Source organism: Arthrobacter sp. NPDC056886 (assembly GCF_042788715.1).
GTDB lineage: Bacteria > Actinomycetota > Actinomycetes > Actinomycetales > Micrococcaceae > Arthrobacter.
This window is the reverse complement of record NZ_JBHUBT010000004.1, coordinates 43383-55176: the sequence shown is the minus strand read 5'-3', so window position 1 is coordinate 55176 and position 11794 is coordinate 43383. Positions and strand designations below refer to the sequence as shown.

Here is an 11794-nt window from a genome sequence, read left to right as displayed (position 1 = left end):
GGAACGGGCGGGTTCGCGAAGCTTTCAATAATTGGCACAGGAATCTGAGCCCGCCTATTCCTCGTGATGCGGAGCGTAAGAGACTCTCGGAGACCGCACCGTAAAAACGCCCCGTTCGGGGTTCGGCTCACCATTGGCTGACGTTCGTGCTCCTTATGGCAATTGGCACAACGGTGATCGGTATTAGCGCATTCGCTGGCGCTGGTTGAAAGGGTCCGTGAGTGGACCGGATCAGGCCGTCTCAGTGGTCCTGAATCGGGTTGACACACTCACGGGCCCGAGCTTGGTAGTTCTTTGAGCTCGGTCTGGGGGCTGAGTAGATATGGCGGACATCTATATTCTGGATTGCTCCGCCATGGAATCTTTGAACACGCTGGCTATCGACGACGACACCATCACCGATCGCTTGGTGGACCTTCGAGACACAGGTTTGCTGGTCTACTGCGAGGTGGTCAAGGACCGGCGCCGGACGTATGCCAAGGGGGAACCCATAACAATCTGGGCGACGTCCGGATGGCGGAGCATACAATCGCGCGCAGTCTTGAACTTCACAAGCGTCCAGGCTGTCATGAAGTTGTTTCCCCACGACGGAAACGAGTCAAGCATCATGGACATGGACGATGCCGAAAACCTAGATCAACAGGCGCTCGCTACGATGTCCCTGGCCTACCAGCTCAAAGATGCGTTCGAGGTGATTGTTGTGTCTGACGAAACATTCACGGCGGAGAACAGATGCATCGTGATGACCGCGTGCGCCGTGCTGCAGGTAAAGCACCTCACCGTCAGCGACTTCTTGGATGCGGTGGAATCTAGTTAGGCGGTGAGGTCTCCAAAACAGGTTCAGCATCCTTTCTGAACTTGACCCGCTGAGAACGAACTTTATTGAGATAGCTTTCTAGCCACTCGATCTGGGCATGGTCTTGCTCGCTCAGCGCCCTCAAGACTGCCCTGATGAATAGCAGCATGCTTGCCCCGTGATCGATGCGCACCTGATCTCCGGCTGGCGCAGCAAATGGCTTCCAGTAGTGCACATCCGAGGTGGCGGGGTCGCCGAAGGCGTACTTGTCCGCTTCTCCTGCTTTCGGCGCGAAAGGCATGACAACTTGGTAGCCAGAGGGTGCTGTGTCGTCTACGACGCCGAAAATTGCTGCATCGTTAACCAGGAAGAATGCCGGCCGGTCAGCCGGATCCAATTCGAAGAACCACTTGGCGACTGTTCGGGGCGAAGATCCTGCCTTATGGGCAAAAACGGCAAAGACGGGATCGGTCCCGGTCGAGCCTTTCAGCTTTCGGTGCCTCCGAACTTTCTTTGCGATGTCAGTGACCTCTTCTTGCGTCAGAGTCGTTTTGACCTCAATGCAGAGCAGGACAGATTCAACGGGGAAGATCTTTTCATCCGTTTGTGCGAAGAGCACCGGCTGGGACGTGTTGGACAGCACCAGCGTGTCCATCTGGGCGGAGGCGCTACCGTCGGAATCGATAATTTCGCCGGAGGCCACCCTCACGGAAGGGGGAAGGACCTTCGCGAGCAGCAACTGAACTGAATTTTCGTTGGCTCTCCCCTTCTCCCCCTGATGCTTAATCAAGCCCGCCATCTCTTGTGACTCGATACTCAACCGCCGCGAAACCGCGTCCCAGTATTTCTGGACTGTGGGAGATGAAGGCTGAGGCTCTGTGGTGGTCACCCCTTGATTGTAGGGAGAAGGCTTGATTGTAGGGAGAAGGTCGAGTGCCACCCCTTCAGGGACGCGTGCATTTGTGCCGCGGTCATCGGCACATCGAAACCCGTGACACCACAATGCCTTGACGTGACACCACTGTGGTGTCACTATGGTGGCATGGAACTTGGACAATATGTCAGCGACCTGCAGCGCCAGTTAGTGGATGCCGCGGAGAACGGCACGGAAGACACCCGCGCCGTCGCCGAGCGGCTCGCAGCCGGACTAGATGCCGCGGTGCGGCTCGTGCTGCTCGACGCTCTGTCGGCCGCTGCCGGCGAGATCACCCGCGACCTCGCACCCGGATCGGTTGACATGCGGCTGCGCGGACGCGAGATCGAGTTCGTAGTTACCCAACCGAACACCGAGCCGGACAGCGACGAGCGGCCCGCCGCAACCGTCGACCTCGACGACGCGAGCACCTCGCGCACCACGCTCCGCCTGCCGGACGCCCTCAAGGCGCGTGTAGACGAGGCGGCGGCGGCCGACGGCATGTCCGTCAACACCTGGCTGGTCCGTGCGATTGCGGCCGCCCTCCAACCCAAGCAACGACGATCCACGCAGCGCACGCTGCGCACCGGCGACAACTTCGCCGGCTGGGCCCGCTAACCCGCCAGCCCACCACCGTCATTCACCAACCCCGCGGACCCGCGGGGTAATACGAACACGCGCAGAGAAAGGCAGGCTTCAGCATGCCCACCTACAACACCCCCGGCCCGATCGACCTCGCCATCAACCTGCAGGTCGGCGCCATCGATGTCTTCGCCAGCGACCGCACCGACACCGTCGTGACCGTCTCGCCGACCAACCCCGAGAAGGCAGTGGACCGCCGGGGCGCAGAGGAGACAAGGGTCGACGTCGACGGCGAGCGGCTCACCATCACAGGCCCGAAACCCCGCCTCAGCTGGATCGGCCCCACCGAGTCGGTCGATGTGAAGGTTGAGCTGCCCACGGGATCGCGGCTCGCCGCCGAGATCGCGGTCGGCGGCCTGCGTACCGAGGGCCGCCTCGGCGCCACCCGCATCAAGAGTTCGCTCGGCCCCGTGGATGTCGACACCACCGGCGACCTGTGGCTGCGCGCCTCGCACGGCAACGCGACCGTGGGCACCACCGACGGCGGCATCGAGATCACGGCTGACCACGGCCAGATCCGCGTCGGCACGGTCACCGGCGACGCGATCCTCAAGGCCTCGCATGGCACTATCCAGGTCGGGGATTCCGGCGGCGACCTCGACGCGAAGCTCTCCTACGGCGACCTCGAAATCACGAAGGCACGCGCCTCCGTTACGGCGAAGACCGCCTACGGCAGCATCCAGCTGGCAGAGGTCTCGGGCGGTTCCATCCAGGTCGAAAGCGGCTTCGGCCAGGTCACCATCGGCGTGCGGCCCGGCGTTGCCGCCTGGCTGGACCTGTCCTCGAAGGCCGGGCACGTCCGCAACGAGCTCGACGGCGACGGCGCCCCCGGCGCGTCCGAACAGACCGTCGAAGTACGTGCACGCACACAGCACGGCAACATCAATATCCGGCGCGCGCGGTGAATCCGGGCAACCAACAGAAGGGAACCACGCACATGAATACGCCAGCCATCGCAGTCCGCGGGCTGCGGAAGTCCTACGGCGGAAAGGTGGTGCTCGACGACGTCGACCTCACCGTCAACGCCGGCACCGTCACCGCATTGCTCGGCCCGAACGGCGCCGGCAAGACGACCACCGTGCATATCCTATCCACGCTCGTGCGGCCCGACGCCGGCACGGCATTCGTCAACGGATGCGACGTCGTCCGCGACCACGACGGCGTGCGCGCCGCGATCGGCCTCACCGGCCAGTTCTCCGCGGTGGACAAACTGCTCACCGGCGAGGAAAACCTGCTGCTGATGGCGCGGCTGCGGCACCTCGGGGCAAAGCGCTCGAAGACCCGGGTGGCCGAGCTGCTCGAGCAGTTCGACCTGGTCGAGGCCGCCCGCAAGCCGCTCGCCACCTACTCCGGCGGGATGCAGCGCCGCCTCGACCTCGCGATGACCCTCGTCGCGACACCAAGCGTGATCTTCCTCGACGAGCCCACCACGGGCCTGGACCCGCGCAGCCGCCACACCATGTGGGACATCGTGCGCAGCCTCGTTGCGGACGGCACCACCGTACTGCTCACCACGCAGTACCTCGACGAAGCGGACGAACTCGCGGACCGCATCGCGGTGCTCGACGGCGGCCGCGTCGTCGCCGACGGGACGCCGGATGAGCTCAAGCGCCTGGTGCCCGGCGGGCACATCCGGCTCCGGTTCGCGGATGCCGCGGCGCTCGACACTGCCTCCCGCCTGCTCGACGAGTCCGACCGCGACGACGCCGGGCTCGCGCTCACCGTGCCGAGCGACGGCGGGGTCGGCACCCTGCGCACCGTACTGGACCGCCTCGGTGCGGCCGACGTCGAGGTCGAGGACCTCAGCATCCACACCCCGGACCTCGATGACGTGTTTTTCGCGCTCACCGGTCGGGCAGACACGAAGGGAACGGCGTCATGACCACCATCACCGCCCAGCGTAAGACTGCCCCGGGCACCAGCCGGCAGTCGCACGTCGTCGCCGACTCGATCACGATGCTGCACCGTAACCTCCTGCACATGGTGCGCTACCCGGGCCTGTCGGTGTTCACCATCGTGGGGCCGGTGGTGCTCCTGCTGTTCTTCGTGTTCGTGTTCGGCGGCACCCTAGGCGCCGGCCTGCCCGGTGCGGATCCGGCCGGCGGGCGCGAAGCGTACGTCGCGTACATCATGCCGGGCATCCTGCTGCTGACCATCGCCGGCAGCGCCGGCGGCACCGCGACAACGGTTGCGATGGACATGACCGAGGGCATCACGGCGCGGTTCCGTACGATGGCGATCTCGCGGGCTGCCGTGCTCGCAGGGCACGTGCTGGGCAACACCATCCAGGCGATCATCGCCGTCGCTCTGGTGCTTGGCGTCGGTCTGCTGATCGGCTTCCGCCCGACGGCCGGACCGGTCGAGTGGCTCGCTGCCGCGGGCCTGCTGGCGCTGATCGCGTACGCGATCAGCTGGCTCGGGGTCGCCATGGGCATGCAGGCGAAGTCGGTCGAGACGGCCAGCAATTGGCCCCTGCTGCTGACCTTCCTGCCCTTCCTCAGCAGCGGCTTCGTGCCGACCGCGTCGATGCCGGAGTGGCTGCAGTGGTTTGCGCAGTACCAGCCGTTCACGCCGTTCATCGAGGCCATCCGCGGGCTGCTGCTCGGTACCCCGCTCGGTTGGAGCCCGGCGCTTGCGATCGGGTGGTGCGTCGTGATCGTGGTTTCCGGGTACGCCTGGTCGATGGCGATCTACGAGCGGAAATCGGTGCGTTGAGACCTGGGCGCATCCGGCAACAACCGGCGGCCGCGAGTTCATCGCGGCCGCCGGTTCTGTCCGCACGTGAGGGCCGGAGGGAAGCTCGATGACGTCCTTTTATTTCGGCGGGAGGGATATCTGACGGGGATTTCTCGCGGCAAGAGTGTGCCCGACGCGGCGCGTGCGCTCGGTGAGGTAAAGCCGGTGGGCTGTAATAACCAATGCCAGCCATGCGGCGCCGAGGGCCCACGCGGCAAGGACGTCCGTGAGCCAGTGATGGCCCAAGTAGACCCGGCTCAGGCCTATGGTCGCGGCGAAGAGTCCTGCCAGGAGGGCTGTGATGATCCTGGCGCGGGGGGACTTCAGGCGGAGGATGATTAAGTACGCGACGACGCCGGCGATAACCACCGCGTTCAGCGAATGGCCGCTGGGAAAGGACGCCGAGTGTTCGTACGGCGGAACGGCGTCGGTCAGCGGGGGTCGGGTCCTCCCAATGAGTGATTTTCCCGCGATTGTCATCAGCAATGACCCGGTACCAGCGATGACGATGAGGATGACAGGGGTCCAGGAGCGGCGTCGCAGAGCCAGGGTTGCCATGACAGACAGCGCGAGGAGCGGCATGCCGATGGTCCCGCCGATGTCGGTATACGCAGTGGTGATGATGTCCAGCGCGGGGGAGCGAAGCGTCTTGGCCGTGGCTAGGACCGGATGGTCCAGGCCGGCCACCCCGTCAGCTTCGACAACGGATTCGTAGACCTGGGCGAAGACCGCCGTGAGGGAAATGGCCAAGGCCGCACCGATGGTCAGCGTCAGGATCAGGGTCGCGTGCGGGCCGAGGACGCGGCTGGCACGCCCGACAGCTACGGCGAGGTGCTGGCCGAGCCGAGTGTCCCATCGCGTAAGGTCACTGCCGCCGACGAAGCGGTCCTGTTGGACTTCGCCCTGTTCGCCGCCCTGGCGCGGATGCCGATTTTCCAGCGTCACGTTTCTTGCCCTTCGTTCAAGACCGCACTCCCAAATAATAAGCAACCTTAGCATTTGCGATTTGTGAGGCCGGCGTTCTTGTTGGCTGGGGCCTTTGGTGGCCGCGGTCGGGAGGGCGGCTCGCTGAAGCGGGGCCGACGTGGACGCGGGCGCCGTCTCTGCAGAGGGCCCAGGCCTGAGGCCGCCAGCCGGCATTGGGTTACCGGTCCACGGGAGCCGGCCTCGTTGAAGTGGCGGGCTCCCGCTGCCTGCCTCAACGAGGCGGATCAGGTGCGGGTCGAACCCAGAGCTTGTCGGGAATTTGGAAGGAAGTCACAAACCGGGAGAGTTGGTCCCGAAGGGTTTCCCATCCGTCGAAGTCTGCGGAAACGGCGGCGCTCTCAGCCTCGCGGGCTGCGCTGAGGGCCGCTGTCCCGGCGTCGGTTATCTCAACGTGGAACTGACGGCGGTCCTGGGGATTTCGTTTCCTCGTGATCAGGCCTCGGGCCTCCAAGCGCGCCAGGACGCGGCCTAGGGTCTGGCTTTGAACGTGGATCACAGCTGCTAGCTGTTCCTGATTCATGGGGCGGAGTGCGACGCCTCCGAGGGCAATGACGGCGGCCCGGGTCAGGCCCAGGGGTGCGAGTGCCTCATCCCAGCGGCGCTGAACCAAACGGGCCGCTGTGGTGAGAAGCAGGTAGCCGTCCCGGGCGGGGGTCTGGGGGTCGAGGGGCACGGATGGCGGCCTTCCTTGAGCGGAACAAAGGTCAAACAAGGAGGGCAGATCAGGGGTCGGCGTTAGCCGTCACCCTGATCTGCCCCGATCGTTATCGGCGGGCGGCGTCGTCGCCGTCGGTTTCGATGCGCTCCTTGCGGACTTCCTCATTGACGGTCACTTCGTCGGTCACGGTTTCCGTGTCGAGACGGACGCGTTCGACCGGGACCGTTTCTTTCTCCACCACGGGGCGCTCCTCGTGGAGGACGACTTCGTGTTCTTCCTCGCTGATGCCCGGGCCGGACAATGCCGCCCCGCGGTTTGCGTCGGTGATGGGCTCACGTTCGATCCGAACCTCTTCACGCTGCACCGGAACGGTCCGGGTGACATTTTCGGTGGTGGCGTACTTGCGCAGCCGCACCCGACCGGTGGCTTCCCTTTCGGTGCCGACGTTCAGGCGCTCCTCCGAGCGGGTCATGGCATCGTCGGTGGTGGGACCTGAGGTGTCCCGTCCTACCGTGCCACTCTCGGTATCTGTAACTTCGCGGTAATCCGCGTCCCGGCCGGCGGTTGCATCGGTGTAGGTCTGGCTTCCGCCGCCCAGGCTGTAGTGGGCGTAGAGCCGTTCCTCTTCGGCAGGCTCGAGGTGCCCGTCGGCGTCCACCCGCGGGGCGTCCTTGACATGGTCCTTGGTGTATGGGACGAGGATGTCGTCCCCTTCGACGCGGGCCCCTTCCAGCGGAACGAACGACTCCGAAGTGCCGAACAGTCCGGTCCTGGCCGTAACCCATGTGGGCTGGCCGTTGTCGTCGTCCGCGTAAACCTGGCTGATGGATCCGATTTTGTCCCCATCAGTGGAAAGGATGTTTCCGTTGCGCTGAAGCAGGTCATCGATATGTTCCTTGGCGAGCATGAGGTCTCCTTGGATCTGTGATGCGGTTTGGGGCTGCAACGACTTCGAGTGAACGTTGCAGGACCTACCATAAGCATGCTTAGCAATCACTTGGCAAGCTTGCTTACTATTTTTCTTCAATCGTCCGCCGAAGCGGCGAGGGCCTTGCGGAATAAACAGAAAGTATGCTTAGTATCTAACTAGTAACCGTACTTACTAATTCACCGCCATCGCTGGTTCACGATTCACCCGCGGACCTTTCCCGAAAGAGAGCAACGATGACAGAAAACCAATGGCCCCAGACGTCTCCGTCGGCATCCACGGACGAGTACCTGAGCGCCGGGGCAGTCCCCTCCGGCGGCGCGGCGAGCTCCGGATCCACCACAGAGTCAGTGAAAGACGAAGCCGCAGCAGTGGCAGGGCATGCCGCTGGGGAAGCGAAGAACGTCGCTCATACCGCCAAGGCGGAGGCTGCAAACGTCGCCTCGGAGGTAAAGACCAGCACACGCGACCTGCTGCACCAGGCAAAAGCCGACCTGACGGATCAGGCAGGCACGCAGCAGCAGAAGGCCGCTGAGGGGATCCGCACCATCTCTTCGCAGCTGCACACCATGGCTGACGCATCCGACCAGCCGGGCGTCGCAGCTGACCTTATCCGCCAGGCCGCGGAACGCTCCCAGTCAGTGGCTTCCTGGCTTGAAAACCGGGATCCAGGATCGCTTCTGGAGGAAGTGAAGTCCTTCGCGCGTCAGCGCCCGGGGACGTTCCTCCTGGCCGCAGCCGGCGCCGGCATCCTTGCCGGCCGACTGGGACGAAGCCTACAGGCCGGAGCCCCGGACACGCAGCAGGCGCCATCGAAACCCGCTCACCTGTCCTCCCCCACAGCAACCCCGGCCCGCGCAGCAGTCCCGGCCCATCAGGAGACGGTTATCGCCGCCGGCTCCGGCGACCGGTTCTTCGATGAGCCGGGCCTTCCCGGCACGGCGGGTCCTGTTTCGACCCAGACATTGCCGGCCGGCACTGCAGCCGATACCACCCTTCGGGACAACGTGCCCTTCCCGAGCCGAGAGGGCGGCCAGCTATGAGCCACCAACTACCAGAGGCACCTCCCACCGCCGCGCACGCGAGGGCCGAAACTTCGTCCTTGGGGGACCTCCTCGGGGACGTGACGCGCGACATGTCCACCCTGATGCGTCAGGAAGTCGAACTCGCCAAGGTCGAACTCAAGCAGTCCGCCACCCGGGCCGGTAAAGGCAGCGGCATGCTGGCCGGTGCCGGCGTGGCTGGCCACTTCGTGCTGGTGTTCCTCTCCGTGGCCCTTTGGTGGGCGCTCGGAGACCTGATGGGACTCGGCTGGTCCGCCGTCGTCGTCGCCATCGTCTGGGGCATCGTTGGAGCCGTTCTTGCCTCCACGGGCAAGAAGGAACTCAAGGCGATCAAGGGCCTGCCGCAGACCGCCGAGACCCTGCAGGAAATCCCACCCACGCTTAAGCCCAATTCTTAGATCCAGCGGAGGAAACAGTATGAGTGAAAACCCGGATGTCATCCGAGCAGATATCGAAGCAACCCGGGCCCGCCTGGGCACCAACGTGGACGCCGTCGCCGACAAGGTCACGCCGTCGCACATCGTCCAGCGGCAAACCGACAAGGTCAAGGACGTCGTCTTTGGAGTGAAGGAGAAGGTCATGGGAGCCGCGGACCACACCGCCGACAACGTGCACTCGGCCAAGGACAGCGCCGGGTCGCACCTCGGCGACGCCGGCGCGGCAATCGGCGACGCCCCCGCACAGGTCAAGAGCAAGACGCAGGGGAACCCGCTGGCCGCCGGGCTGATCGCCTTCGGCGCCGGGCTCCTGGTGTCCTCCCTGGTTCCGGCCAGCCAGAAGGAGCGCGAAGCCGCCGACGCCCTCAAGACGGCCGCCGAGCCGCTCACCACGGAACTGACGGACGCCGCCAAGCACGTGGCGGAGGGACTCAAGGAGCCCGCCCAGGAAGCCATGGAGAACGTCAAGGCCACCGCCGCGGACGCCGCCGATCACGTCAAGACCGAAGGCCAGGGCGCCGTGTCCGATGTGAAGGACAAGGCCGCCGAAGCCAAGGACAACGTTCAGCAGGCCTGAGGCCTCATCTGAATCCGGCCGGCCGCCTCTCGCTGACGTGAGAGGCGGCCGGCCGCTGCACCGGAACCCCTAAAAGGATGGCCCCCATGGCAAAGAACGACACCGCAGAGCACGCTGCCGACGCCGAAACGGACGAGAGCAGCACCGCTAAGGCCCGGACGGCGCCCGCCCCGGACGACTCCCGCAAACCGGACAGCCCCACGGACGTCACCAAGCCGTCGTGGAAGTACATCGCGAAGAAGACCCTGCGTGAATTCACGAAGGACCAGTGCCCGGATCTCGCCGCAGCCCTGACGTACTACTCGGTCCTCTCCATTTTCCCGGCGCTGTTGGCCCTCGTGTCCTTGCTGGGCATTTTCGGGCAGGCCGGGAAAACCACATCCGCGCTCCTGGAGATCGTCCAGGGCTTCGCGCCCGGCGACACAGTGGAAGCCATCCGCCAGCCCGTCGAGCAGCTCAGCAGTTCCTCCACTGCCGGACTCACCCTGGTACTCGGCATCCTCACCGCCCTCTGGTCCGCCTCCGGTTACGTCGGGGCGTTTGCTCGCGCAATGAACCGGGTCTACGAAATCGACGAGGGCCGGCCGTTCATCAAGCTCCGGGGCACCGTGCTCGGCGTCACCATCGTCAACCTGCTGATCGTCGTCGTGCTGGCCGCCATGCTGGTCCTCACAGGGCCGGTGGCTGAGTCCGTCGGCAACGTGATTGGGTTGGGCGACGCCTTCTTGGCCATATGGAACATCCTTAAGTGGCCGGTCATGGCGGTGCTTGTCGTGCTGGCGATCGCCATTCTCTACTACGCCACGCCGAACGTGAAGCAGCCCAAGTTCCGCTGGATGAGCCTGGGATCCTTCATCGCGCTGGTGATCTTCCTGCTGGCCTCGCTCGGCTTCGCGTTGTACGTTGCCAACTTCAGCAGCTACGAGAAGACCTATGGTGCGATCGGCGGCGTCATCATCTCGCTGCTGTGGCTCTGGATCCTGAACATGTCACTGCTGTTCGGTGCCGAGTTCGACGCCGAGATGGAACGCGGCCGCCAGCTCCAGGCCGGCATCGAGGCCGAGGAGACCATCCAGCTGCCGCCCCGGGACACCAAGAAGAGCGACAAGCTGCAGGCGAACGAAGAAGAAGACATCCGGCGTGGCCGCGAACTGCGTGAACGGCACGGCGACGCCGACGAGGAACAGTTGAATCGGATCGCTCCACAGAGCGGCGCCAGCAGAATCGATCGCACCTGATCCGTCCAGCGCCGTGCGTCACTACCGGGCCTCCGGCGCCACGCAGCCCACGAGCGCGGGCAAGAGCCAGTCCTAGCGCCGGCGGTAGGATTCCAGCGCGCGAAGCAGAGGGGCGCGGCTGTTCTTCAGCAGGTCAACGGGGCGGGAGCCGGCAAGGTCCCGGGACGGAGTGACCATCCAAACCGTGAAGTAGTTGTGCGGGATCTGCAGCTCCAATGCACGCTGAAAGAGCTCAACTACCGGCGGGCGGAGTTGTCCGCCGGGGAGAAACTGGAACCCGGGGCAGAAGGTGCCGTCGTCGATGAAGACCCGAACGAGTTGCTGCATCACCGGTTCCGGGTCCTCCATGAGCTCCGAGAGGCGGCGGCGGACCTGGTCCAGGGCCGGTAGCGTGAATTCTTTTCTGATCCCCTCCCATGTCTGATCGCTGATGGGTTGACGGTTCACTTTTCTGTTGTCTCTTCGCCGTCGCTGATGTCCGCCAGGAACCACCCGGGAGAGAGCGGTTCACGGCGCAGCGTGAAGGTCCGCAGCGCCGACGTCGAGCAGAGGCGTGCCTGCACACGCCAGTGTTCGGTGCTGCCCGGGCCGGCGCTGCCTGCGGCGGGAGCACGCCGGGTGTCCCAGCCGGCGTCACGCCCGGACCAGTGCTGGGACTCCGTCCCGGGATCGACAACCCAGATCCGTCCGTCGTGCCGGATGGCGAGGGGTTTGCCGTCCGGGTCGGTCCGGACCTGCAGGTGGGAGGTCTCGGTGGGGGCTTCGGGTGCAAGGGTCATGGGGGAGTTCTTTCGGGGAGCAGTTCAGTGCCGCGGTGC

At 64.9% G+C, this 11794-nt stretch carries 15 protein-coding genes; 9 read left to right on the top strand and 6 right to left on the bottom strand.

Annotated elements, in window-relative coordinates; all coding sequences use genetic code 11:
* The first annotated feature begins 322 nt into the window (after positions 1–322).
* Entirely contained in the window at positions 323–817 is a 495-nt protein-coding gene (locus tag ACFRJ8_RS08415; RefSeq protein ID WP_377985659.1) for a hypothetical protein, read from the top strand.
* Here the strand turns inward: ACFRJ8_RS08415 and ACFRJ8_RS08410 are convergent.
* Positions 810–1685: a DUF6602 domain-containing protein gene (locus ACFRJ8_RS08410; protein ID WP_377985658.1), complete on the bottom strand. Its 876-nt coding sequence runs from the start codon at positions 1683–1685 to the stop codon at positions 810–812. The two genes, ACFRJ8_RS08415 and ACFRJ8_RS08410, sit on opposite strands and share 8 nt — an antisense overlap.
* Positions 1686–1838: 153 nt before the next feature.
* On the opposite strand from ACFRJ8_RS08410, the gene ACFRJ8_RS08405 reads away from it, so the two are divergent.
* From ACFRJ8_RS08405 to ACFRJ8_RS08390, 4 genes are all read left to right on the top strand, one after another.
* The gene (locus ACFRJ8_RS08405; protein WP_377985657.1) at positions 1839–2327 is read left to right on the top strand and encodes a histidine kinase; all 489 of its coding nucleotides are present in this window, start codon (positions 1839–1841) and stop codon (positions 2325–2327) included.
* 83 nt (positions 2328–2410) lie between these two features.
* Positions 2411–3256 carry a DUF4097 domain-containing protein gene (locus tag ACFRJ8_RS08400; protein WP_377985656.1) on the top strand — a complete coding sequence of 282 codons (846 nt, stop codon included), beginning with the start codon at positions 2411–2413 and terminating at the stop codon, positions 3254–3256.
* Between the two features lie 32 nt (positions 3257–3288).
* Positions 3289–4233 carry an ATP-binding cassette domain-containing protein gene (locus ACFRJ8_RS08395; RefSeq protein ID WP_377985655.1) on the top strand — a complete coding sequence of 315 codons (945 nt, stop codon included), beginning with the start codon at positions 3289–3291 and terminating at the stop codon, positions 4231–4233.
* Positions 4230–5066, top strand: a complete 837-nt coding sequence (locus ACFRJ8_RS08390) for an ABC transporter permease (RefSeq protein WP_377985654.1) — start codon at positions 4230–4232, stop codon at positions 5064–5066. The genes ACFRJ8_RS08395 and ACFRJ8_RS08390 overlap by 4 nt, the downstream gene beginning before the upstream one ends.
* Before the next feature lie 99 nt (positions 5067–5165).
* Here ACFRJ8_RS08390 and ACFRJ8_RS08385 read toward each other — a convergent pair whose 3' ends face one another.
* From ACFRJ8_RS08385 to ACFRJ8_RS08375, 3 genes are all read right to left on the bottom strand, one after another.
* The gene (locus ACFRJ8_RS08385; protein WP_377985653.1) at positions 5166–6032 is read right to left on the bottom strand and encodes a phosphatase PAP2 family protein; all 867 of its coding nucleotides are present in this window, start codon (positions 6030–6032) and stop codon (positions 5166–5168) included.
* 253 nt (positions 6033–6285) lie between these two features.
* Positions 6286–6747 carry a MarR family winged helix-turn-helix transcriptional regulator gene (locus ACFRJ8_RS08380; RefSeq protein WP_377985652.1) on the bottom strand — a complete coding sequence of 154 codons (462 nt, stop codon included), beginning with the start codon at positions 6745–6747 and terminating at the stop codon, positions 6286–6288.
* Between the two features lie 91 nt (positions 6748–6838).
* Positions 6839–7639: a PRC and DUF2382 domain-containing protein gene (locus ACFRJ8_RS08375; protein ID WP_377985651.1), complete on the bottom strand. Its 801-nt coding sequence runs from the start codon at positions 7637–7639 to the stop codon at positions 6839–6841.
* Positions 7640–7896: 257 nt separating this feature from the next.
* On the opposite strand from ACFRJ8_RS08375, the gene ACFRJ8_RS08370 reads away from it, so the two are divergent.
* The 4 genes from ACFRJ8_RS08370 (at position 7897) to ACFRJ8_RS08355 (ending at position 10976) form a co-directional block, all read left to right on the top strand.
* Entirely contained in the window at positions 7897–8703 is an 807-nt protein-coding gene (locus tag ACFRJ8_RS08370) for a hypothetical protein (protein WP_377985650.1), read from the top strand.
* A complete protein-coding gene (locus tag ACFRJ8_RS08365) occupies positions 8700–9122 on the top strand; it encodes a phage holin family protein (protein ID WP_377985649.1) in 423 nt (140 codons plus the stop codon). Before ACFRJ8_RS08370 ends, ACFRJ8_RS08365 begins: the two co-directional genes overlap by 4 nt.
* 19 nt (positions 9123–9141) lie before the next feature.
* Positions 9142–9738 carry a DUF3618 domain-containing protein gene (locus tag ACFRJ8_RS08360; RefSeq protein ID WP_377985648.1) on the top strand — a complete coding sequence of 199 codons (597 nt, stop codon included), beginning with the start codon at positions 9142–9144 and terminating at the stop codon, positions 9736–9738.
* Between the two features lie 86 nt (positions 9739–9824).
* On the top strand, positions 9825–10976 hold the full coding sequence (locus ACFRJ8_RS08355) for a YhjD/YihY/BrkB family envelope integrity protein (protein WP_377985647.1): 1152 nt from the start codon (positions 9825–9827) through the stop codon (positions 10974–10976).
* 72 nt (positions 10977–11048) lie between these two features.
* On the opposite strand, the gene ACFRJ8_RS08350 is transcribed toward ACFRJ8_RS08355, so the two are convergent.
* Both ACFRJ8_RS08350 and ACFRJ8_RS08345 read right to left on the bottom strand, forming a co-directional pair.
* Positions 11049–11423 (bottom strand): hypothetical protein, encoded by a 375-nt coding sequence (locus tag ACFRJ8_RS08350; RefSeq protein WP_377985646.1) that lies wholly within the window; start codon positions 11421–11423, stop codon positions 11049–11051.
* On the bottom strand, positions 11420–11755 hold the full coding sequence (locus ACFRJ8_RS08345) for a hypothetical protein (RefSeq protein ID WP_377985645.1): 336 nt from the start codon (positions 11753–11755) through the stop codon (positions 11420–11422). The genes ACFRJ8_RS08350 and ACFRJ8_RS08345 overlap by 4 nt, the downstream gene beginning before the upstream one ends.
* Positions 11756–11794 lie beyond the last annotated feature (39 nt).

Excerpts from the sequence above, each read along its gene's own strand:
- ACFRJ8_RS08370 (WP_377985650.1), top strand. The coding sequence starts at position 7,897 with ATGACAGAAAACCAATGGCCCCAGACGTCTCCGTCGGCATCCACGGAC.
- ACFRJ8_RS08390 (WP_377985654.1), top strand. The coding sequence starts at position 4,230 with ATGACCACCATCACCGCCCAGCGTAAGACTGCCCCGGGCACCAGCCGG.
- ACFRJ8_RS08400 (WP_377985656.1), top strand. The coding sequence starts at position 2,411 with ATGCCCACCTACAACACCCCCGGCCCGATCGACCTCGCCATCAACCTG.
- ACFRJ8_RS08365 (WP_377985649.1), top strand. The coding sequence starts at position 8,700 with ATGAGCCACCAACTACCAGAGGCACCTCCCACCGCCGCGCACGCGAGG.
- ACFRJ8_RS08355 (WP_377985647.1), top strand. The coding sequence starts at position 9,825 with ATGGCAAAGAACGACACCGCAGAGCACGCTGCCGACGCCGAAACGGAC.
- ACFRJ8_RS08375 (WP_377985651.1), bottom strand. The coding sequence starts at position 7,639 with ATGCTCGCCAAGGAACATATCGATGACCTGCTTCAGCGCAACGGAAAC.
- ACFRJ8_RS08395 (WP_377985655.1), top strand. The coding sequence starts at position 3,289 with ATGAATACGCCAGCCATCGCAGTCCGCGGGCTGCGGAAGTCCTACGGC.
- ACFRJ8_RS08405 (WP_377985657.1), top strand. The coding sequence starts at position 1,839 with ATGGAACTTGGACAATATGTCAGCGACCTGCAGCGCCAGTTAGTGGAT.
- ACFRJ8_RS08360 (WP_377985648.1), top strand. The coding sequence starts at position 9,142 with ATGAGTGAAAACCCGGATGTCATCCGAGCAGATATCGAAGCAACCCGG.
- ACFRJ8_RS08345 (WP_377985645.1), bottom strand. The coding sequence starts at position 11,755 with ATGACCCTTGCACCCGAAGCCCCCACCGAGACCTCCCACCTGCAGGTC.
- ACFRJ8_RS08415 (WP_377985659.1), top strand. The coding sequence starts at position 323 with ATGGCGGACATCTATATTCTGGATTGCTCCGCCATGGAATCTTTGAAC.